At 53.7% G+C, this 21272-nt stretch carries 17 protein-coding genes, 2 tRNA genes and 1 other RNA gene; 9 read left to right on the top strand and 11 right to left on the bottom strand.

What is annotated here, in order from left to right:
* Positions 1-38: 38 nt before the first annotated feature.
* A complete protein-coding gene (tdk, locus tag OGW13_RS14495) occupies positions 39-656 on the bottom strand; it encodes a thymidine kinase (RefSeq protein ID WP_044257707.1) in 618 nt (205 codons plus the stop codon).
* Between the two features lie 604 nt (positions 657-1260).
* Between tdk and hns the strand changes: the two genes are divergently transcribed.
* The gene (hns, locus tag OGW13_RS14490; protein ID WP_042318627.1) at positions 1261-1674 is read left to right on the top strand and encodes a histone-like nucleoid-structuring protein H-NS; all 414 of its coding nucleotides are present in this window, start codon (positions 1261-1263) and stop codon (positions 1672-1674) included.
* A gap of 139 nt (positions 1675-1813) precedes the next feature.
* On the opposite strand, the gene galU is transcribed toward hns, so the two are convergent.
* The 3 genes from galU to rssA form a co-directional block, all read right to left on the bottom strand.
* On the bottom strand, positions 1814-2722 hold the full coding sequence (gene galU / locus OGW13_RS14485) for a UTP--glucose-1-phosphate uridylyltransferase GalU (RefSeq protein ID WP_125339778.1): 909 nt from the start codon (positions 2720-2722) through the stop codon (positions 1814-1816).
* A 200-nt stretch (positions 2723-2922) separates the two neighbouring features.
* Positions 2923-3936, bottom strand: a complete 1014-nt coding sequence (rssB, locus tag OGW13_RS14480; protein ID WP_043000502.1) for a two-component system response regulator RssB — start codon at positions 3934-3936, stop codon at positions 2923-2925.
* A gap of 92 nt (positions 3937-4028) precedes the next feature.
* The gene (gene rssA, locus OGW13_RS14475) at positions 4029-4937 is read right to left on the bottom strand and encodes a patatin-like phospholipase RssA (protein ID WP_043000501.1); all 909 of its coding nucleotides are present in this window, start codon (positions 4935-4937) and stop codon (positions 4029-4031) included.
* Between the two features lie 111 nt (positions 4938-5048).
* On the opposite strand from rssA, the gene OGW13_RS14470 reads away from it, so the two are divergent.
* From OGW13_RS14470 to OGW13_RS14450, 5 genes are all read left to right on the top strand, one after another.
* The gene (locus tag OGW13_RS14470) at positions 5049-5504 is read left to right on the top strand and encodes a YchJ family protein (protein ID WP_043000500.1); all 456 of its coding nucleotides are present in this window, start codon (positions 5049-5051) and stop codon (positions 5502-5504) included.
* A 55-nt stretch (positions 5505-5559) separates the two neighbouring features.
* On the top strand, positions 5560-6402 hold the full coding sequence (gene purU, locus OGW13_RS14465) for a formyltetrahydrofolate deformylase (RefSeq protein WP_043000499.1): 843 nt from the start codon (positions 5560-5562) through the stop codon (positions 6400-6402).
* A 160-nt stretch (positions 6403-6562) separates the two neighbouring features.
* A tRNA-Tyr gene (locus OGW13_RS14460) sits at positions 6563-6647 on the top strand.
* 35 nt (positions 6648-6682) lie between these two features.
* A tRNA-Tyr gene (locus OGW13_RS14455) sits at positions 6683-6767 on the top strand.
* A gap of 46 nt (positions 6768-6813) precedes the next feature.
* A non-coding RNA gene (locus OGW13_RS14450) (RtT sRNA) lies at positions 6814-6944 on the top strand.
* A gap of 95 nt (positions 6945-7039) precedes the next feature.
* Here OGW13_RS14450 and OGW13_RS14445 read toward each other — a convergent pair.
* Positions 7040-7483 (bottom strand): Lrp/AsnC family transcriptional regulator, encoded by a 444-nt coding sequence (locus tag OGW13_RS14445; RefSeq protein WP_044257703.1) that lies wholly within the window; start codon positions 7481-7483, stop codon positions 7040-7042.
* Between the two features lie 107 nt (positions 7484-7590).
* On the opposite strand from OGW13_RS14445, the gene OGW13_RS14440 reads away from it, so the two are divergent.
* Positions 7591-8490 (top strand): DMT family transporter, encoded by a 900-nt coding sequence (locus tag OGW13_RS14440; RefSeq protein WP_104446507.1) that lies wholly within the window; start codon positions 7591-7593, stop codon positions 8488-8490.
* Here the strand turns inward: OGW13_RS14440 and narI are convergent.
* From narI to OGW13_RS14415, 5 genes are all read right to left on the bottom strand, one after another.
* Positions 8484-9161: a respiratory nitrate reductase subunit gamma gene (narI, locus tag OGW13_RS14435; protein ID WP_044257700.1), complete on the bottom strand. Its 678-nt coding sequence runs from the start codon at positions 9159-9161 to the stop codon at positions 8484-8486. The genes OGW13_RS14440 and narI overlap by 7 nt on opposite strands.
* Positions 9161-9871 (bottom strand): nitrate reductase molybdenum cofactor assembly chaperone, encoded by a 711-nt coding sequence (gene narJ / locus OGW13_RS14430; protein WP_142765175.1) that lies wholly within the window; start codon positions 9869-9871, stop codon positions 9161-9163. The genes narI and narJ overlap by 1 nt, the downstream gene beginning before the upstream one ends.
* Entirely contained in the window at positions 9868-11403 is a 1536-nt protein-coding gene (gene narH / locus OGW13_RS14425) for a nitrate reductase subunit beta (RefSeq protein WP_044257698.1), read from the bottom strand. Before narH ends, narJ begins: the two co-directional genes overlap by 4 nt.
* Complete coding sequence (locus OGW13_RS14420; protein WP_109740776.1) at positions 11400-15143, bottom strand: nitrate reductase subunit alpha; 3744 nt, start codon at positions 15141-15143, stop codon at positions 11400-11402. Before OGW13_RS14420 ends, narH begins: the two co-directional genes overlap by 4 nt.
* Before the next feature lie 392 nt (positions 15144-15535).
* Positions 15536-16927, bottom strand: coding sequence for a NarK family nitrate/nitrite MFS transporter (locus OGW13_RS14415; protein WP_044267202.1), 1392 nt, complete (start codon positions 16925-16927; stop codon positions 15536-15538).
* Positions 16928-17279: 352 nt separating this feature from the next.
* Here OGW13_RS14415 and narX point away from each other — a divergent pair, with 352 nt between their 5' ends.
* Together narX and narL are read left to right on the top strand one after the other, a co-directional pair.
* On the top strand, positions 17280-19076 hold the full coding sequence (narX, locus tag OGW13_RS14410; RefSeq protein ID WP_192502591.1) for a nitrate/nitrite two-component system sensor histidine kinase NarX: 1797 nt from the start codon (positions 17280-17282) through the stop codon (positions 19074-19076).
* On the top strand, positions 19069-19719 hold the full coding sequence (gene narL, locus OGW13_RS14405; RefSeq protein WP_042318615.1) for a two-component system response regulator NarL: 651 nt from the start codon (positions 19069-19071) through the stop codon (positions 19717-19719). The genes narX and narL overlap by 8 nt, the downstream gene beginning before the upstream one ends.
* Here the strand turns inward: narL and OGW13_RS14400 are convergent, their stop codons facing one another.
* Positions 19720-21126, bottom strand: coding sequence for a YchO/YchP family invasin (locus OGW13_RS14400; protein WP_287116236.1), 1407 nt, complete (start codon positions 21124-21126; stop codon positions 19720-19722). It lies immediately after the preceding gene.
* Between the last annotated feature and the right edge of the window lie 146 nt (positions 21127-21272).

Raw genomic sequence — 21272 nt, 5'->3', positions numbered from 1 at the left:
GGTTCAGCACGTCGCTAAGCGTTTATCAGTAGGTAAAATTAGTCGTGGCTATGGCGTTCCTGTATCGCCGTCAGAGAGCCCTCCTCCAGCGCTTCCTTATAATGCTTACGACAGACCGAGACATACCGCTCGTTGCCGCCAATAACTACCTGCTCGCCTTCATTGTAGGGTCTGCCTGCCTGATCAAGACGCAACACCATACTTGCTTTACGCCCGCAGAAGCAGATCGTTTTTAATTCCACCAGCTTATCTGACCACGCCAACAGGTATTGGCTACCCACAAACAGTTCACCGCGAAAATCAGTGCGTAATCCGTAGCACAACACCGGAATATCCAGTTGATCAACAACTTCCGATAATTCATAAACCTGCTGCCGGGTTAAAAACTGACATTCATCCACCAGCACGCAATGAATAGGTTGACGCGCATTATCGGCTGCAATCTCTTCATACAACGATGAATTCTGGTTAAACAATTTGGCGGGAGAAGACAACCCGATACGCGAACTCACTTTCCCCGCACCATAACGATCGTCTATTTCCGCGGTATATACGACAGTACGCATCCCGCGTTCCTGGTAATTGTATGAAGATTGCAGTAAGGCTGTCGACTTACCTGCATTCATTGCTGAATAGTAGAAATATAGCTGTGCCATCGGCCACAGACCCTCACCAAAGTGAAATAAAGACGGGGCGCAGTGTAGCATAATTTCAATCGTTATCGGTGCCAGGTTCTGTTCTCGTTGGCTATATCTTCCGCCTCCCCCTCCCGGCGCGAGAAAAATCTGTAGGGCCGAATGTACGGAAAATACGAATTAACAATTGAACAAACAATGCGCGGCGGCTCCCATTCTTGTCGTAATGTGCGTTTGATATTCATCAACGCTGCTTATCAACGCTGACCTAATGGAAACCCTGAACTTATTGTTACTGTTCTACATAACTGTTGCGAAGTAATAGACTGTGCTCATCAACAAAACTAATACAAAAGGTTGAAATCACTACAATGAATGTCTATTTCATCATGTGAAAATGTGACCTGAATCCGGATGTTCTCGCCTGAAAAAAGGAGTAACCGCTCAGCCAATAAGCCTTTTTTTGTGCGTTCCTTCAAGAAAAATTTAAGTTCGGATATTTATTGCAGGCAAAAAATAAAGGGCAATTTTGAATTCCTTACATTCCTGGCTATTGCACATCTGAATTTAACGCTCTATTATTAGCTCAACAAACCACCCCCAATATAAGTTTGAGATTACTACAATGAGCGAAGCACTTAAAATTCTGAACAACATCCGTACTCTTCGTGCGCAGGCAAGAGAATGTACCCTTGAGACGCTGGAAGAAATGCTGGAAAAATTAGAAGTTGTTGTTAACGAACGTCGTGAAGAAGAAAGCGCGGCAGCCGCTGAAGTTGAAGAGCGCACTCGTAAACTGCAACAATATCGTGAAATGCTGATTGCTGACGGTATTGATCCGAATGAACTGCTGAATAGCATGGCGGCGGTTAAATCCGGTACCAAAGCTAAACGTGCAGCGCGTCCGGCTAAATATAGCTACGTTGACGAAAACGGTGAAACTAAAACCTGGACTGGTCAGGGTCGTACTCCGGCAGTGATCAAGAAAGCAATGGAAGAGCAAGGTAAACAACTGGACGATTTCCTGATTAAGGAATAATCTGTAATCTCCTTGCTTAAAATCCCGCGCTCTGCGGGATTTTTTATGCCTGCAATCTGACGATTTCTCATCAAGCGTTGGTATAAAAAAACGGCGCTGGATGTCAGCGCCGTCTCAGTTCGTTAATTATAACGTCTGGTTACTTTTTAATACCCATCTCTTCTTCGAGCCAGGCCTTAAATTCGCTACCAAGCGAATTATGTCGAATGCCATATTCCACAAACGCCTGCATATAACCTAATTTATTGCCGCAGTCGTGGCTCTTTCCTTTCATATGGTAGGCTTCAACAGTCTCTTTTTCGATCAGCATGTCAATCGCGTCGGTCAACTGAATTTCGTCACCTGCGCCTGGAGGGGTTTTAGCCAGCAAAGGCCAGATGTCCGCGCTCAACACGTAGCGGCCAACAATCGCCAGGTTTGACGGGGCGACATCGGCTTTCGGTTTCTCCACAACGCCCACCATTGGCACGCTTTCACCTGGTGTCAGCGGTACGCCTTTACAGTCAACCACACCGTATGCGGTCACATCCGCGACCGGTTCAACCATAATCTGGCTATTTCCGGTTTCATCAAATCGACGGATCATTTCAGCCAGATTATCCTGGGATAAATCGGACTCAAACTCATCAAGAATAACGTCAGGCAAAATAACCGCGACAGGTTCATTACCAACCACGGGATGGGCGCACAATACCGCATGGCCCAGGCCTTTTGCCAGCCCCTGACGAACCTGCATTATCGTGACGTGTGGCGGACAAATAGACTGAACTTCTTCGAGTAGCTGGCGCTTAACGCGTTTTTCCAGCATCGCTTCCAGTTCGAAACTGGTATCGAAGTGGTTTTCGATCGAATTTTTCGAGGAGTGCGTCACCAGTACAATTTCAGTGATGCCCGCAGCAATACACTCGTTTACGACATACTGAATTAATGGCTTATCAACCAGCGGCAACATCTCTTTCGGGATCGCTTTCGTCGCCGGTAACATCCTGGTTCCTAATCCCGCTACCGGGATAACGGCTTTTTTGACTTTCGTGTTAATGGCAGCCATTTAAATTCTCCTGGACTGTTCATGTATTGAACGTGTTCATCAATCTGTATCGCATCGAGTATATCAGGACTGATACAAGCCTCAGGTCCGAAAAGGATGCGTGTTCGTATAATTAAGATAAATACGTATAAGACTGGCGCAGATAGTAACACCCGCAGAGAAAGGCAGATACGGCAATTTGCATCCGCCCTCTCGATTGTTCATTCCGCAGACAACATAAGACGTAGCCGACCTCCTGCCCCCCAAATTTGACACTGCCAGGCGTCGCAGCGTTGGCTAATTTGGTTAAGGTAAGTATTACCCAACGTTCCCAGTGGAACGCCGTTACTGATCTGCACATTATGCAATCCGGTATTTAATGTCGCATTGAGTCCGGCAGAAACCAGAATCAGATTTTTAAGCTCACTGTGATAATAGCCAACTAATAGCGGAAACTGTCCGGGTAAATTGGCCTGGCGAAGCAGATGGTTGACCTGTTTCAATAATGCCCCCAGTTCCGGCAGACGCTGATTCTGATGTGCAAGTTGATCCTGTAACAGACCATTAAATAACGCCCGCAGGAGTAACGCCGCCAGCACACCGTTGTCGCCAGCCCGGGTAACGTCCAGACAATAAAATGCGAGATCGTTATCCGAAAGTGGCGCGATATCCAGCACCAGTCCAGGCTTATCCGCCGAAACCAGTTGTCGGTAATTGACCCGGCAATGCGAAATAATCTGCTGCACCGGAGGTTGAAGTTCCTGAAGTAATTTTGCCGCGGCGGCAGGATTATCCACCATCGCATCCCAGTCGCGAAACAGGCGCTCTTCTTCTTCAACCCGGGAATTAAACATATTCGGATACAGGCAGGCAAACACCGTTTCCCGCAGTCGGGTCAGGTCTTTCACCGGCTTCAGCAGGACGTCATCTACGCCAAGACGTAAAGCTTTGGCAATATCCGCCATATTTTCTGTCGCCGAGATCACCAGAATCGGCGTCTGGTCACCGCGATTACGCAAATGCTCCACCAGACTGAGGCCGTTCATTCTTGGCATTGCAAGATCGCAAATCATGAGATCGGGTGTGAAATCAGCTAAACGGTCCAGTGCTTCTATGCCATCGGCCGCCAGTGCTGTTGTCGCTCCCAAAGAGGAAAACCACGAATCCAGAAGCGAGCGGAAAACCGGCTCGTCCTCAACGATTAGAATCTGTTTTCCGACCAATGGCTGCGTCATGTTCTCTCCCCTGACTGGCTTTACTCAATAGTGGCATGCTATTGCCACACACGCCTGTCAGAATATGCTTAAGTGTAGTTAAAAATGGTGCGTCAAACGCCGGCACGCACCAGAGGTAAAAGCTCGTCCATCTTTTTCTCTACCGCTAATCGCCCTGCTTCTATGGCAGAGCTGGCGCGATGAAAATCCAGGGTGGAGATTTGTGGACAGAACGGTTGAATTAAGATATCCGGCGGGTCGCCCGCCATGCGATTACGCTTGAGACGATTTTCCAGCACCTGAATCGAGGTGGTCATGATTTCCATCGCGGTTGGCGCTGTCACCACACGGCGGGCGGTAATATTGCCCAGCCGTTCTTTCAGGCGCGCATGCCAGGAAAGTCCGTCATTATCTCCCTCCGGGCTGTCATCGCTGACGTTCAATGACAACAGATCCTGCTGCATCAAATGCGCGTCATGTTGCAGATCGACGGCAATCACAATATCCGCGCCCAGCGCGCGGGTCAGTGAGATGGGAACCGGATTAACGACGCCGCCGTCCACCAGCCAGTAGCCATTGTGAGCGACGGGCGACATCAGGCCGGGAATACTACAGGAGGCGCGAACGGCAAGATGGAGATCGCCCTCCGTAAACCATAATTCACGCCCCGTGCTGAGATTGGTCGCCACCGTCGCAAACCGACGGCTGCACTGTTCAATTTCAGCCACGGGCATGACGTTGCGATATTGATTAAAGACGCGCTCGCCGCGCAACAGTCCGCCCCGACGCCAGGAGAGATCCATCAGACGCAGGACATCCCAATAGCTGAATGAACAGACCCACTCTTCAAGCGCGGGCAATTTGTTACAGGCGTAGGCGGCACCAACCAGCGAACCGATGGAGCACCCAGCGACGATATCAACATCAATGCCCATGTGTTTGAGGGCTTTGATGACACCAATATGGGACCAGCCTCGCGCAGCACCTGAGCCCAGCGCCAGACCTATTTTCATTTTTCTCATTTGACCAACAAACTTCCCCTGGCTTACGGGCGTAGCAACATCTCCAACGCTCAGTTAACATAGTGCTACCCAGGCTTTTTTATACGCCGTTTTTTTATCAGGGAGTTTTTTGTGTCTCAGCTTTGTCCCTGTGGTAGCGCAGTCGAGTATAGCCTATGTTGCCACCGATATCTGTCTGGCGAGCAAGTCGCACCCGATCCATTGCACCTCATGCGTTCGCGCTACTGCGCTTTTGTGATGAAAGACGCAGATTATTTGATCAGGACCTGGCATTCGGTCTGTCACGCGGCCCGTTTCCGGGATGAGATCGGTGCCGGATTTGCCACAACTGAATGGCTGGGGCTGACCGTTTTCGAACACACCGTGTCTGAGGCGGACAACACCGGTTACGTCAGTTTTGTCGCCCGTTTTCGCGAACACGAAAAACCAGGGGCGATCATTGAACGTTCTCGTTTTTTAAAAGAAAACGGTCAGTGGTACTATATCGATGGTACACGCCCGCAATTTGGACGCAACGACCCCTGCCCTTGTGGCTCAGGTAAAAAATTTAAAAAATGCTGCGGCTAGTCAATTGCCCGACAGTATTCACTCAGCAAACATCATCAACAGGATTACCGCTGCAATGCATTCTTTACAACGAAAAGTGCTTCGTACCATCTGCCCTGACCAGAAGGGGCTTATCGCGCGTATTACGAATATTTGCTACAAACATGAACTGAATATCGTGCAGAACAATGAGTTTGTAGACCACCGCACCGGTCGTTTTTTCATGCGCACCGAACTGGAAGGCATTTTTAACGACGCCACGCTGCTGGCCGATCTGGATAGCGCCTTACCGGAAGGCTCCATTCGCGAGTTGAATCCTGCCGGGCGCCGTCGCGTGGTGATTCTGGTCACCAAAGAAGCGCATTGTCTGGGCGATCTGTTAATGAAAGCCAACTATGGCGGTCTGGATGTGGATATCGCCGCCGTGATTGGTAATCACGAAACGCTGCGTTCGCTGGTCGAGCGTTTTGAAATTCCTTTCGAGCTGGTCAGTCACGAAGGATTAACCCGTGAAGAGCACGATCAGAAGATGGCGGACGCGATTGACGCGCACCAACCGGATTACGTGGTGCTGGCGAAATATATGCGCGTGCTGACACCGGAGTTTGTGGCGCGCTTCCCGAACCAGATTATTAATATTCACCACTCGTTCCTGCCGGCGTTCATCGGCGCACGCCCTTACCACCAGGCTTATGAGCGCGGGGTGAAGATCATCGGCGCGACGGCACACTACGTGAATGACAATCTGGACGAAGGTCCGATCATCATGCAGGACGTCATCCATGTGGATCACACCTACACGGCCGAAGACATGATGCGCGCCGGGCGCGACGTCGAAAAGAACGTTCTGAGCCGCGCGTTGTATCAGGTACTTGCCCAGCGCGTGTTTGTGTACGGCAACCGGACGATTATTCTTTAATCGACTGAGAAATGAATTGGTTAGCTTTTACGCCTTTACGGGTAAAAATCAGGCAACCAGTTTATTTTTCTCGCCGGAATGCTTTACAGGGGCGCATCATTTGATATGATGCGCCCCGCTTCCCGAAATGGAAGCAGGCCAGTAAAACGCATTACCCCGTGGTGGGGTTCCCGAGCGGCCAAAGGGAGCAGACTGTAAATCTGCCGTCATCGACTTCGAAGGTTCGAATCCTTCCCCCACCACCATTCACGCTGTAAGTTCTGACAATATATTTACCCCTGGTGGGGTTCCCGAGCGGCCAAAGGGAGCAGACTGTAAATCTGCCGTCATCGACTTCGAAGGTTCGAATCCTTCCCCCACCACCATCACTTCCCTGTTATCCCTTTGCCAAATCAATTGATGTTTCCCTATATTCTGCCCATGCGGGGAAGGATGAGAAGCTTCGATTAAGGTTCGATTCGAGCGTAGCGAGAAAGCGTTGCCGCAGGCAACGACCCGAAGGGCGAGGCGCAACGCGCCGAGTAATCCTTCCCCCACCACCATCACTTCCCTGTTATCCCTTTGCCAAATCAATCGACGTTGCCCTGTATTCTGCCCATGCGGGGAAATTTCGATTCGAACGGCACCCAGCAAAACGCTACATCGGTGGCAATCTGCGCTTCACCGGCGAGCTTTTCACGATCGATGTATTACACTGCGCATGCTCGGAAAGTCCATCAAGCAAGGTATCGAGTTGATCGATGGTGCGCACCACCAGCCGGATAACGAAACAATCCTCGCCGGTCACTTTGTCGCTTTCAATACATTCGGGCATCGCCTGAATATATTTATCCACTTTATGAAGCAGGCCCGGTAAAGGCCGAACCCGTACCAGCGCCTGCAAGGTATATCCCAGCGCAGTCAGGTTTACCTGCGCGCCATATCCCTGAATGACGCCGCGCTCTTCCAGGCGTTTCACACGCTCAGCGGTACTCGGTGAAGTCAATCCTACCCGACCACTCAATACCTTTAATGACATCCGCGCATCTTCTACCAGACACGCTACTATCCGTCGATCGATTTCATCAATAAGGTCATTCATCAATTTTTCCTGATAATAAAAAGTTATTCACGCATTTCACCTTATATCAACGCTGTAAAAGCGAACAGCCATTTTCGAAAATAGAGCCTTCAATCAGGAGGTGTGTGATGCGTGATCTTCAGCAAGGCGTCTGGCAAATGAGCCTGGCAATGGTGATTTCCGGTTCAATCGGCGCGTTTGTGTTACTTTCCGGCCTGCCGGTTACTGACGTGGTGTTCTGGCGCTGCCTGATTGGGGCTATCGCGCTATTTCTCTTTATCCGTCTCAGCAAACAACCGTTTAGCCCGCTGACCAGCGTCACGTTGGGGCTGGCAATCCTGGGCGGCATCGCGCTGGTCGTAAACTGGTTGCTGCTGTTTGCCGCCTACGAGCGCATCTCAATCGGTCTGTCGACCGTGGTGTACAACACCCAGCCCTTTATGCTGGTGATGATGGGAATGCTGATGGGCGAGCGAGTCAGTGCAGTAAAATGGGGCTGGCTGTTCCTCGCCTTTGGTGGCGTGGTCATTTTATTATCGGGTGAACTGACCGGAGGCCATCCTACAGCCTGGTTAACCGGTGTGGCCCTCGCACTTGGTGCAGCGTTCTTTTACGCCCTGACGGCAATCATTACCCGCAGACTGAGAAGCATCGCGCCACAGCATATTGCCTTTATTCAGGTGCTGACGGGAGTGGTCATGCTCTTGCCGCTGGCCCAGTTCCCGGCGCTCATCCACGCATACCCGTGGGGTATCTTACTGACGCTGGGGATTGTTCATACCGGCATCATGTACCAGTTGCTGTACAGCGCCATTCAGAAATTGCCCACGCCTGTTACCGGTTCGCTGTCGTTTATTTATCCGGTGGTGGCGATCGTCGTCGATAACGTGGTGTTTGGTCATTCACTTAACGCCACACAACTGACAGGCGGCGCGTTAATTCTGTTTGCGGCGGCAGGAAATAACCTCGGCTGGGGCGAAAAAAAACCCCGCGAATGCGAGGTTTCTGATAAAGCCACCCATCAGTGACGGGCGCGAACAATCTGGTATTTGCGCGTCAGATACTCCACGGGCGCGCTCCAGATGTGTACCAGACGGGAGAACGGGAACAGCAGGAACAGCGTCATCCCCAGTACCAGGTGCAGACGGAAGATAAACGCCACCCCCTCCAGATGCGCCGATGCCCCCCCGTGGAACGTCACCACAGACTGCGCCCATCCCACCAGTTTCATCATTTCGCTGCCGTCCATATGCTGGGCGGAGAACGGAATGGTCGACAGTCCCAGCGCACACTGGATCACCAGCAGCGAGAGGATCAGGATGTCAGCGCCGGTGGTGGTCGCCCGCACGCGTGGGCTAAACAGACGACGTTTGAGCAACAACACGCCGCCCACGAGACACATCAGGCCCGCCGCGCCGCCGCCAATCATTGCCATCTTCTGTTTCACTTCAATAGGCAGCCACGCTTCATACATCCAGTGCGGCGTCAGCATACCGAGGAAGTGACCGGCGAAGATCCCCAGAATCCCGAAGTGGAACAGGTTTGAGGCCATGTTCATCCCCTTGCGATCCAGCATCTGGCTGGACGCGGCGCGCCAGGTATACTGACCGTAGTCATAACGCAGCCAGCTACCAATCAGAAACACAGACCCGGCGATATACGGATAGATGTCAAAGAAGAACATATTCAGGAAGTGCATTATTGCTGTCCTCCGGTGGTGATATTCAGATATTGCGGCGCAACGGCTCCGGCAAAACGACGCTGGTGAGCGGAGATTTCAGACTCGCCGCAGCCCTGATCGGCAAAGAATTTCACCTGCTCTTCTTCCCAGACCGCATCGAGCGCTTGCGGCGTATCGTCGCGAACTTCATCGGCAATTTTTTCGGCAACTTTGTCTCTGTCGATCGTCGCATTCGCCAGCTTCAGCAGCAGGTCGAACAGCACCGCATAGCGGCTTTCACGTTGTTGCAGACGCGCACTCAGTAGCGCCAGAATCGGGGCGATGTCCTGCAACCCGCCCAGCGCCTCGCGCTTCGGCAACTGTGCCAGGTATTCCAGATACAGCGGCAGATGATCCGGCAATTCACGACTGTCGAGCTGTAAACCGTGCTGCTCGTACTGCGCCATCAGATCAACCATCGCCTGACCGCGGTCGCGTGACTCACCGTGGACATGTTCGAACAGCAATAGCGAGGTTGCCCGACCGCGGTCAAACAGTTCGCTGTAGTTGGCCTGCACATCCAGCATCTCCTGCGCGGTTAAATCGCGCAGGAAAACGCTGAGCGTATGCGCATCCTCTTTATCAAGATTTTCAGATGACGCGAGTGCATCGTACAGTTCCTGCTGATGCTGCCACAGGGCAGCATCCGGGTACTCGAGCAGACGCGAAACAATGACGAGTTCAATCATTGGTGCGGCTCCGTTTTGCTGGTCACATCGATGGCGTCAATGCGGCGGCTGTTGAACAGGTTGAATTTGGTGTCAGAACCGTGGCAACCGTCGCCGAAGGTAAAGCCACAACCGCTTTTCTCCGGGAACGCATCACGCGCCAGTTCACGATGGCTACTCGGTACGACAAAACGATCTTCGTAGTTGGCAATCGCCAGATAGCGGTACATCTCCTGCGCCTGTGCTTCGCTTAAGCCCACCTCTTCCAGCGCGCGGGTATCCACTTTACCGTCAACGGTTTCCGCACGTTTATAGTGACGCATCGCCAGCATCCGTTTCAGCGCCAGCAACACCGGTTGGGTATCGCCTGCGGTGAGCAAGTTAGCAAGGTACTGAACCGGAATACGCAGGCTGTCGACGTCCGGCAGAATGCCGTTGCTGCCAAGCTCACCCGCATCCGCCGCCGACTGAATCGGGGACAGCGGCGGCACATACCATACCATCGGCAGCGTGCGATATTCCGGATGCAGCGGCAGTGCCAGCTTCCAGTCCATCGCCATTTTATAAACCGGCGACTGCTGTGCGGCATCAATCACGCTCAATGGAATACCGTCTTTCAGCGCCTGTTCGATGACCACCGGGTCGTTCGGATCGAGGAAGACATCCAGTTGGCGCTGATACAGATCTTTTTCGTGTTCGGTGCTCGCCGCGCTTTCAATCGCATCTGCGTCATACAGCAGTACGCCGAGATAACGAATACGGCCCACGCAGGTTTCGGAACAGACGGTTGGCTGGCCAGCTTCAATACGCGGATAACAGAAGATGCACTTCTCGGACTTCCCACTCTTCCAGTTGAAGTAGATCTTTTTGTACGGACAGCCGGTGATGCACATCCGCCAGCCGCGGCACTTATCCTGGTCGATCAGCACGATGCCGTCTTCTTCACGCTTGTAGATGGCGCCGCTCGGGCAGGTCGCCACGCACGCCGGGTTGAGGCAGTGCTCGCACAGGCGCGGCAGATACATCATGAAGGTGTTTTCAAACTGACCGTACATCGCCTTCTGCATGTTTTCGAAGTTCTGGTCTTTGGCGCGTTTTTCAAATTCGCCACCCAGAATTTCTTCCCAGTTCGGACCGCTGGTGATTTTGTCCATCCGCTTGCCGGTAATCAGCGAGCGTGGACGGGCAATCGGCTGGTGCTTACTTTCCGGCGCGTTGTGCAGGTTCTGGTAGTCGTAGTCAAACGGCTCGTAATAGTCGTCAATTCCCGGCAGATGCGGGTTGGCGAAAATTTTACCGAGCAGCATCGCACGGTTCCCCATACGCGGCTGCAGTTTGCCGTTGATTTTACGGATCCAGCCGCCCTTCCATTTCTCCTGGTTTTCCCAGTCATTCGGGAAACCAACGCCAGGCTTGCTTTCCACGTTGTTGAACCAGGCGTATTCCATCCCTTCGCGGCTGGTCCAGACATTTTTACAGGTCACAGAACAGGTGTGGCAGCCGATGCACTTATCGAGATTCAGCACCATGCCGACTTGTGAACGAATTTTCATTTTACGCTCTCCTGTACCTGGTCATTGCCTTCGCCATCCAACCAGTTAATGTTCTTCATCTTACGTACCACAACAAATTCATCACGGTTTGAACCGACGGTACCGTAGTAGTTAAAGCCGTAGGCCAGTTGCGCATAGCCACCAATCATGTGAGTGGGTTTTGGCGTAATACGGGTCACTGAGTTGTGGATCCCGCCGCGCTGCTGGGTAATTTCAGACCCTGGCAGGTTCACGATACGTTCCTGGGCGTGATACATCATGGTCATCCCGGCCGGAACACGCTGGCTTACCACCGCACGCGCCGTCAGGGCACCGTTACTGTTGAACACTTCGATCCAGTCGTTATCTTCAATGCCCAAATCTTTGGCGTCGGTTTCACTCATCCACACAATCGGGCCGCCGCGTGACAAGGTCAGCATCAGCAGGTTGTCGCTGTAGGTAGAGTGGATGCCCCATTTCTGGTGTGGCGTCAGGAAGTTGAGCGCTTTTTCCGGGTTACCGTTGGATTTCTCGCCCATCACTGATTTCACCGAACGGGTGTTGATAGGCGGACGGTAAACCAGCAGGCTTTCGCCGAAATCACGCATCCACTGGTGATCCTGATACAGCGACTGACGACCGGTCAGCGTACGCCACGGAATCAGCTCATGTACGTTGGTGTAACCGGCGTTGTAAGAGACGTGTTCGTCTTCCAGACCGGACCACGTCGGGCTGGAGATGATCTTACGCGGCTGCGCCTGGATATCGCGGAAGCGGATTTTTTCCTCTTCTTTATTGGTCGCCAGATGCGTATGGTCGCGTCCGGTAAACTCGCTGAGCGCGGCCCAGGCTTTTACCGCCACGTGGCCATTCGTTTCTGGCGCCAGGGTCAGGATCATCTCTGCCGCGTCAATGGCGGTGTTGAGCATTGGTTGGCCTTTTGCCGGGCCGTCTGCCTTGGTGTAGTTAAGCTTACGCAGCAGGTCCATTTCGCTCTGAGTATTCCAGGCGATCCCTTTACCGCCGTTACCGATTTTCTCCATCAGCGGGCCGATCGAGGTGAACCGTTCATAAGTCGCCGGGTAATCGCGTTCAACGGTCATAATGTGCGGCGCGGTGACGCCCGGAATCAGATCGCATTCGCCTTTTTTCCAGTCCTTCACGTCCAGCGGCTGCGCCAGTTCGGCGGCAGAATCGTGTTGAATCGGCAGCGTGACGACATCTGTCTCTTTCCCGAGATGCCCCACGCAGACTTCTGAGAATTTCTTCGCGATAGCCTTGTAGATTTCCCAGTCGCTTTTCGATTCCCAGGCCGGGTCAACGGCCGCAGACAGCGGATGAATAAACGGATGCATATCCGAGGTATTCATGTCGTCTTTTTCATACCAGGTCGCCGTTGGCAGCACGATGTCGGAGTACAAACAGGTACTCGACAGACGGAAGTCCAGCGTCACGACCAGGTCCAGCTTGCCGTCGAGACCGTTGTCCTGCCATTCCACTTCTTCCGGCTTCACGCCTCCCTGCTGACCCAGATCTTTCCCCTGGATCCCGTGTTCAGTTCCCAGCAGGTATTTCAGCATGTATTCATGCCCCTTACCGGACGAGCCCAGCAGGTTGGAGCGCCAGATGAACAGGTTGCGCGGATGGTTTTTCCCGTTCTCCGGCTGCTCGGCCGCGAAACGGATCGAACCTTCTTTCAGTGATTTGACGGTGTAATCCACCGGCGTCATCCCGGCTTTCTTCGCGTCTTCGGCGATAGTCAACGGGTTGGTACCAAGCTGCGGTGCGGACGGCAGCCAGCCCATGCGCTCAGCACGCACGTTGAAATCAATCAGATGACCGCTGTAGCGCGATTTATCCGCCAGTGGTGACAGCAGTTCCTGCGCGGTAACGGTCTCATAGCGCCACTGGCTGGAGTGGTTGTAGAAGTACGACGTACTGTTCATGTGACGTGCCGGACGCTGCCAGTCGAGGGCAAACGCCAGCGGCTGCCAGCCGGTCTGCGGACGCAGTTTTTCCTGGCCGACATAGTGCGCCCAGCCGCCGCCGCTCTGGCCGATACAGCCACAGAACACCAGCATGTTGATCAGACCACGATAGTTCATATCGAGGTGATACCAGTGGTTCAGACCGGCACCGACGATGATCATCGAACGGCCATGCGTCTTATCGGCGTTGTCGGCAAACTCACGCGCGATGCGGGTGATCTGTGCACGTGGTACGCCGGTAATCTGTTCTGCCCACGCCGGGGTATACGCTTTGATGTCGTCATAACTGGTGGCGCAGTTGGCATCGTTCAGACCGCGTTCCAGACCGTAGTTAGCCATCGTCAGGTCATAGACGGTGGTAACCAGCGCCGTTGTGCCGTCTGCCAGTTGCAGACGTTTAGCCGGCAGTTTGTGCAGCAACACGTTTTCCAGTTCGACTTTATTGAAGTGCTCGGTGCCTTCACCACCAAAGTACGGGAAGCCCACCTCGGCGATCTCGTCCTGGCTACCCAGCAGACTCAATTGCAGTTCTGTCTCGGCACCGGTCGTACCATCGCGCTGCTCGAGGTTCCATTTGCCTTTTTCACCCCAGCGGAAACCGATCGAGCCGTTCGGCGCAACCATGTCACCATTGTTGTTAATGGCAACGGTTTTCCATTGCGGATTATTTTCCTGGCCCAGCGCATCCACAAGGTCAGCAGCGCGCAGCATACGGCCCGCGGCATAGTAACCGTCACGCGCTTCCAGCATCACCAGCATCGGCATGTCGGTGTAGCGACGTACGTAGTCGGTAAAGTACTGGCTCGGATTGTCGAGATGGAATTCACGCAGCATGACGTGACCCATTGCCAACGCCATCGCCGCATCGGTGCCCTGCTTCGGCGCCAGCCAGAGGTCGCACAGCTTGGCGATTTCAGCGTAGTCCGGCGTTACCGCAACGGTTTTGGTGCCTTTATAACGGACTTCGGTAAAGAAGTGAGCATCCGGCGTACGGGTCTGCGGAACGTTAGATCCCCAGGCGATGATGTAGCTGGAGTTGTACCAGTCAGCGGATTCCGGCACGTCGGTCTGCTCACCCCAGGTCTGCGGAGATGCCGGTGGCAGGTCACAGTACCAGTCGTAGAAGCTCAGGCAGGTGCCGCCAATCAGGGAGAGATAACGCGCGCCGGACGCATAAGAAACCATCGACATCGCCGGGATCGGCGAGAAGCCCGCTACGCGGTCCGGGCCGTACGTTTTCACGGTATAGACGTTAGAAGCGGCAATCAGCTCATTCACTTCCTGCCAGGAGGAACGGACGAAACCACCGCGACCACGCGCTTGTTTAAAGCTTTTTGCTTTATCGGCGTCTTCGATGATGGACGCCCAGGCGTCAACCGGATCGCTGTGCAGTGTCTTCGCCTCACGCCACATCTTCATCAGACGTTTGCGCATCAGCGGGTATTTCAGTCGGTTAGCACTGTAGAGATACCAGGAGTAACTCGCACCACGCGGACAGCCACGAGGCTCGTGGTTTGGCATGTCCGGACGGGTACGTGGGTAGTCGGTTTGCTGGGTTTCCCAGGTCACCAGACCGTTTTTAACGTAGATTTTCCAGCTACATGAGCCGGTGCAGTTAACCCCGTGGGTTGAGCGCACAACTTTATCGTGCTGCCAACGCTGGCGATATCCATCCTCCCAGTCCCGGTTGGTTTCGAGAAGCTGGCCGTGCCCATTGGCAAAGGTTTCACCCTTCTGCTTGAAGTAGCGAAACCGGTCCAGGAATTTACTCATCGGTTCTCTCCTGTGGAGCCTGACGGCTCTCTGATAAATCGACATTGCTTGATTGAGAGCGAAGGTAACGCTCTGAAAGGTCGTGAGAATTGATAACGATCAAGGCATACAGGGATGAAAACGGAGGGTAATTTTTGAAATACCCCTTTTGGAGGATTGGGCATTTAACTATATCCATTTGTTTCTAAAGCTTATTTTTTCAATCGTATTTTCCGTAAATGTTAAATTCTTTACGAGTGGGTATTAAGGGGTATGCCCCTCTGGTTGACCTCTTTTCGCAACGAACTGACAGAGCGACGTGACAATAAAACCATCAGTATGTTGTAACTAATCAGAGGCAAAAAAAAAGCGCGGTCTAACGCCGCGCAATGGGGAATACATGACTGCTGTTTTTATTTTTTCGAATGTCGTCCGTATACCAACCAGGTGATAATCACACAGGCGATATAGAAGATCAGGAAGACTTTCATCGCGTCAACCGGTGAGCCGGTTAAGGCCAGCGAGGTACCAAACGCTTTCGGGATAAAGAAGCCGCCAATCGCGCCAATCGCAGAGATAAAGCCTAACGCTGCTGCCGTATCGGTCGCCGCTTCGCGCATCGCTTTCTCTTCAGAGCCGCCTTCAGCCTTCACGCGATCCATCGTCAGCTTACGGAAGATAACGGAGATCATCTGGAAGGTGGAGCCGCTACCCAGCCCGGCCGTCATAAACAAGGCAAGGAAGACCGCGAAGAAGGCGATGAAACTGCCACCCGCGCCGTTGGTTGGTAAGGTCAGGAACAGCAGACCGCTGAAAATCGCCATCAGCACGAAGTTCACCAGCGTGACACGAGTCCCGCCTAATCGGTCAGAGATCGCCCCGCCCGCAGAACGCGCCAGCGCGCCAACCAGGGGACCAAAAAATGCATAATGCAGGATCTGAATCTCCGGAAACTGGGTCTTTGACAGCATCGCAAAACCTGCGGAAAACCCTATGAACGAGCCGAACGTCGCCAGATAAAGCAGGCTCATGATCCACAGATGACCGCGCTTGAGAACCGGTAATTGCTCCTTCAACGATGCTTTTGAGGTCGCCAGTTCATTCATACCAAACCAGGCCGCCAGCGTGAAGAAGGCGAGGAACGGCACCCAGATCCATGCGGCATTCGCCAGATACAGTTGCGAACCATCCGGTTGCTCAACGCCGTGGCTGCCAAAGACAGCGAAGATCGACAGCGAGACCACCAGCGGCGCAACAAGCTGCATCACGCTGACGCCCATATTTCCCAGACCGCCGTTCAGCCCCAGCGCACCGCCCTGCTTCTGCTTTGGAAAGAAGAAGCTGATGTTCGCCATACTGGAGGCAAAGTTTGCGCCGGCAAAGCCGCACAGCAGTGAAATCACGATAAAGGTACTGAACGGTGTGGACGTATCCTGTACCGCGAACCCTAACCAGACGCACGGGATAATCAGGATCCCGGTACTGAACGCGGTCCAGCGACGACCGCCGAAGACCGGTACCATAAAGGAGTAAGGCACACGTAATAACGCGCCAGAGACCGACGGTAACGCCGTCAGCATAAACAACTGTTCAGTGGTAAACGTGAAACCGACTTTCGGCAGATTCACCGCAACAGCACTGAATAACATCCAGACGCAAAACGCCAGCAGCAGACAGGGGACAGAAATCCACAGGTTGCGACTGGCGATACGATGACCTCGCTGTGCCCAGAATGCCGGATCTTCCGGCCGCCATTCTGTGATTACAGCTCCAGATGCCCTTTCGGGGACGGATGAGTGACTCATAGACACCTCTGATACTCGATTCGATGCCTGAAACATTAGGGTTTACAGCGCGAGGTAAGTTGATATAAATCAAAGGAAAAGTTGTCGATATCTCAACAGAAAAATCATGATCACCCTAAGTGAGTAGGATAATTCACCAAAAAATACGTGGTTTTTCACAGTGCTGCCTGCCGCAGCTACCCCCTTCCTCAAATCCCCTCCGGATACGGCAATTAAGAGGTAACTCGCTTTAGGTATGGGTATACTCCAGGGGATGGTCGAGAATAACGCCACTGCCGATTCTGCCCGGCACTCTCGTCATTCATTGAGGTTTCCCCATTCGCTGTCCGGAGACCTGAAGGAAGAAGGTTTTATGCTAAAACGTTGTCTCTCTCCGCTCACGCTGGTTAACCAGGTGGCGCTTATTGTGATGCTCTCAACCGCGATCGGCGTGGCGGGTATGGCTGTCTCTGGCTGGCTGGTTCAGGGCGTCCAGGGTAGCGCGCACGCCATTAATAAAACCGGATCGCTGCGGATGCAAAGCTATCGACTGCTCGCCGCGGTACCACTGAGCGCTGACGACCAGAAATTGCTTGATGAGATGGAGCAGACCGCGTTCAGCCCGGAACTGACCCGCGCAGCAGAACGCGACGGTCAGCAGGAACAACTGCGCGCCCTCCAGGATTACTGGCATCGCGAACTCTCCCCCGGCCTGCGGCAAGCCAGTAGCAGAGACGCCGTCGCGGCCGACGTCAACCAGTTTGTCGCTGGCCTTGATCGGCTCGTCTCCGCGTTTGACCACACCACCGAAATGCGCATCGAACGCGTGGTGATGGTGCACCGGGTGATGGCGATTTTTATGGCGCTGCTGCTGGTCTTTACCATTATCTGGCTGCGGGCGCGACTGCTTCAGCCGTGGAAGCAATTGTTGTCGATGGCCCGCGCCGTCAGTCAGCGCGACTTTACCCAACGCGCGCAAATCGGCGGGCGTAATGAGATGGCGATGCTCGGCGACGCGCTTAATAACATGTCCGACGAACTGGCAGAAAGCTATTCAGTGCTCGAACAACGCGTCAGAGAAAAAACGGCCGGGCTGGAGCAGAAAAACCAGATCCTCTCTTTTCTCTGGCAGGCCAACCGCCGTCTGCATTCGCCGGTGCCGCTTTGCGAACGACTCTCCCCGGTGCTGAACGGTCTGCAAAACCTGACCCAAATGCATGACATCGAACTGCGGGTTTATGACCAGGAAGATGAAGAGAACCATCAGGAATTTACCTGCCAGTCCGATATCAGCTGTGATGATAAAGGGTGCCATCTCTGTCCCCGCGAGTCGCTGCCGCCAATTGAAGGGGGAATGACGCTGAAATGGCGCTTAACGGACACCCATACCCAGTACGGCATTTTGCTGGCGACCCTGCCGCAGGGGCGTCACCTGAGCCACGATCAGCAGCAACTGGTGGATACCGTCGTGGAACAGCTCACCGCGACGCTGGCGTTGGATCGCAATCAGGAACGCCAGCAGCAGTTGATTGTCATGGAAGAGCGTGCAACCATTGCGCGCGAACTGCATGATTCTATTGCACAATCACTGTCCTGTATGAAGATGCAGGTCAGTTGTCTGCAAATGCAGGGAGAGACATTGCCTGACAGCAGCCGCGACCTGCTCGGCCAGATCCGCAACGAGCTGAATGCGTCTTGGGCGCAACTGCGTGAACTGTTGACGACGTTTCGCTTACGGCTGACGGAACCCGGTCTGCGCCCCGCGCTGGAAGCCAGCTGCCAGGAATACAGCGTCCGTTTTGGTTTTACGGTGAAACTGGATTACCAGTTACCACCGCGCCTGGTGCCTTCGCATCAGGCAATTCACCTGCTGCAAATTGCCCGCGAAGCCTTAAGCAATGCGCTTAAGCATTCTCACGCTGATGATGTGGTGGTCACCGTGGCGCTGAAAGGCAAGCAGGTAAAATTGACTGTACAGGACAACGGCTGCGGCGTTCCTGAGAACGCCGAACGCAGTAACCACTATGGCATGATCATTATGCGCGACCGGGCACAGAGCCTGCGCGGAGATTGCCAGGTACGCCGTCGCGAGACGGGAGGCACTGAAGTCGCTGTCACGTTTATTCCCGAAAAATACTTCACAGAAGTTCAAGGAGATACCCATGAATAATCAGGAACCGGCAACTATCCTGCTCATCGACGATCATCCGATGTTGCGGACCGGCGTCAAACAGCTTGTCAGCATGGCGCCCGATATCACCGTGGTCGGTGAAGCCAGCAACGGCGAACAGGGTATCGAACTGGCCGAATCGCTTGACCCGGATCTGATCCTGCTCGACCTGAACATGCCGGGGATGAACGGGCTGGAAACCTTAGACAAATTACGTGAGAAAGCGCTGTCCGGACGGATCGTCGTCTTTAGCGTGTCGAATCATGAGGAAGATGTCGTGACGGCGCTCAAGCGCGGGGCTGATGGTTATCTGTTGAAGGATATGGAACCGGAAGATCTGCTTAAGTCGTTACAGCAGGCTGCCGCCGGAGAGATGGTCTTAAGCGAAGCGTTAACGCCGGTGCTGGCTGCCAGCCTGCGCGCCAACCGCGCCACCTCCGATCGCGATGTCACCCAACTCACCCCGCGTGAGCGTGACATTCTGAAGCTTATCGCCCAGGGTCTACCGAACAAAATGATTGCCCGCCGCCTGGATATCACCGAGAGCACGGTGAAAGTCCACGTGAAGCATATGCTGAAGAAGATGAAGCTTAAATCACGTGTTGAAGCGGCAGTGTGGGTGCATCAGGAACGTATCTTCTGATTACTCCTCCGGGAGCAACCTCCAGCGCGGATCGTCCCCTGGCATTGCCATAAAGGGTTCCGTCAGCGTGAGCGTGATCTCATTGGAAGAGACACGCTGCCCCTTCTCATCTTCCACCACTACCGACAACTGCCAGCGGTTATTCGCGCCTTCGCTGCTGTCCCAGGCCGGCATAATCACCGTCCAACCCTCAACGCTTTCCGCGTTTGCCCCCGCCGTCAGGCTCAGCGCCTGCGCGTCCCCCTGCCAGGTGAGATGACGAACGCCATGCCGACTACGTACCTGCAATTTTAGCGGCACCGTTTCGCCCGGATGCAGATCCCACGGTGGGGTTGCCAGAAATACGCTCAGGGTTTTGCGCTGACGATACTCCATCGTCGGCAGGTTGTTGCGCTGCGGATGATCGTAGCGGCTTCCGCGCAGCGACTGGCTCTCCGCCACCTCGCTGGCAGCCAGTTGTTTTTTCAGCGGTACGCCGAAGCGGTAGTTCAGGTTCAGCCCGAGGTTGTTCTGGCTGAGACCGCTCTCCCCCTGCTTGTGCTGGGCGGTGACCGTGACCAGCGGGACCGGGGTGTAATTCAGCCCCAGTTTCACCGCCACCGGATTGTGATAGCCCGTTCCGGAATCGAACAGATCGACGCTGTCACCAAAATATTGTTCCAGGCTAACGCTGGTATTGAGATATTCGTAGAACGGCAGTCGCATTTGCGCGGTTACGTCGTAACCGCGCGCCATTCGTTGCTCCAGCGTCGGCGTATGGGCGCGCCATGAGGCAAACGGCTGGTAATAATTGGCCGACAGCCGCAGGTATTCCCCCCACGCTTCAGCGCCCAGCCCGCCGCGCTGGAGGTTTTCATCGAGCAGATTATCGTAGAAAGTGTTATAGCCGAGCAGCCAGCCGTCACGCACCCAGCGCTGGCCGATACCCACATTACTCACCAGCCCGTCATCCTGCTGAGTAAGACCCAGTTGACTCCAGGTGAGGTAGCGCGAGTTATCCTGCCAGGGGACAAACCAGCTTCCGCGACTACCGTTGAAATTGCCTTCGTTATCGACCTGCACGTTGACGCTGGCCTTCCCCCATGGCGACAGCCAGGATTCCAGTTGTTGATTCACCTGCTCACTCACCGCATCGCGCACCTGGCCAAAGGCAAATTGCTTTGCCTGCTCGCCGGTATCCAGACCGTTATCGATCATGCTCGCCTCGCCAAAGGCTTTTACCATCTCGGCGAAATGTTTTTCGCCTTCATGCGATTCGGGAGCCATGCCCAGATCGGGCAACCCGTCCTGGTTATTATCAAAGGGATTTTCGGCCTGTTGCATAAAGGCGGATTGTGCACTGGCGTGACCGCCTGCTAACAGCAAGAGTAACCAGAGAGGGAGGGAATGCGATACAAAACGACTCAAATTGACGATAGCTTCTTACGGAATTCAGTTAACTTAACCTTAAAAAGCTTACCTGACTCCTCGTCGTTTTGCAGGTTTTCTCACACTTTCAGGAATATCCTTACTCTTGCCAGGCTCTCCTTTTCCACAGACTTTCGTTGGTATCA

Source organism: Citrobacter sp. Ca225 (assembly GCF_030337175.1).
Lineage (GTDB): Bacteria > Pseudomonadota > Gammaproteobacteria > Enterobacterales > Enterobacteriaceae > Citrobacter_A > Citrobacter_A amalonaticus.
Note: the sequence above shows the minus strand (reverse complement) of the source record. Positions and strands in the feature narration are given on the sequence as shown.

Excerpts from the sequence above, each read along its gene's own strand:
- narL (WP_042318615.1), top strand. The coding sequence starts at position 19,069 with ATGAATAATCAGGAACCGGCAACTATCCTGCTCATCGACGATCATCCG.
- purU (WP_043000499.1), top strand. The coding sequence starts at position 5,560 with ATGCATTCTTTACAACGAAAAGTGCTTCGTACCATCTGCCCTGACCAG.
- OGW13_RS14440 (WP_104446507.1), top strand. The coding sequence starts at position 7,591 with ATGCGTGATCTTCAGCAAGGCGTCTGGCAAATGAGCCTGGCAATGGTG.
- OGW13_RS14445 (WP_044257703.1), bottom strand. The coding sequence starts at position 7,483 with ATGAATGACCTTATTGATGAAATCGATCGACGGATAGTAGCGTGTCTG.
- narX (WP_192502591.1), top strand. The coding sequence starts at position 17,280 with ATGCTAAAACGTTGTCTCTCTCCGCTCACGCTGGTTAACCAGGTGGCG.
- OGW13_RS14420 (WP_109740776.1), bottom strand. The coding sequence starts at position 15,143 with ATGAGTAAATTCCTGGACCGGTTTCGCTACTTCAAGCAGAAGGGTGAA.
- galU (WP_125339778.1), bottom strand. The coding sequence starts at position 2,722 with ATGGCTGCCATTAACACGAAAGTCAAAAAAGCCGTTATCCCGGTAGCG.
- tdk (WP_044257707.1), bottom strand. The coding sequence starts at position 656 with ATGGCACAGCTATATTTCTACTATTCAGCAATGAATGCAGGTAAGTCG.
- narJ (WP_142765175.1), bottom strand. The coding sequence starts at position 9,871 with ATGATTGAACTCGTCATTGTTTCGCGTCTGCTCGAGTACCCGGATGCT.
- narH (WP_044257698.1), bottom strand. The coding sequence starts at position 11,403 with ATGAAAATTCGTTCACAAGTCGGCATGGTGCTGAATCTCGATAAGTGC.
- hns (WP_042318627.1), top strand. The coding sequence starts at position 1,261 with ATGAGCGAAGCACTTAAAATTCTGAACAACATCCGTACTCTTCGTGCG.
- rssA (WP_043000501.1), bottom strand. The coding sequence starts at position 4,937 with ATGAGAAAAATGAAAATAGGTCTGGCGCTGGGCTCAGGTGCTGCGCGA.
- OGW13_RS14415 (WP_044267202.1), bottom strand. The coding sequence starts at position 16,927 with ATGAGTCACTCATCCGTCCCCGAAAGGGCATCTGGAGCTGTAATCACA.
- rssB (WP_043000502.1), bottom strand. The coding sequence starts at position 3,936 with ATGACGCAGCCATTGGTCGGAAAACAGATTCTAATCGTTGAGGACGAG.
- narI (WP_044257700.1), bottom strand. The coding sequence starts at position 9,161 with ATGCACTTCCTGAATATGTTCTTCTTTGACATCTATCCGTATATCGCC.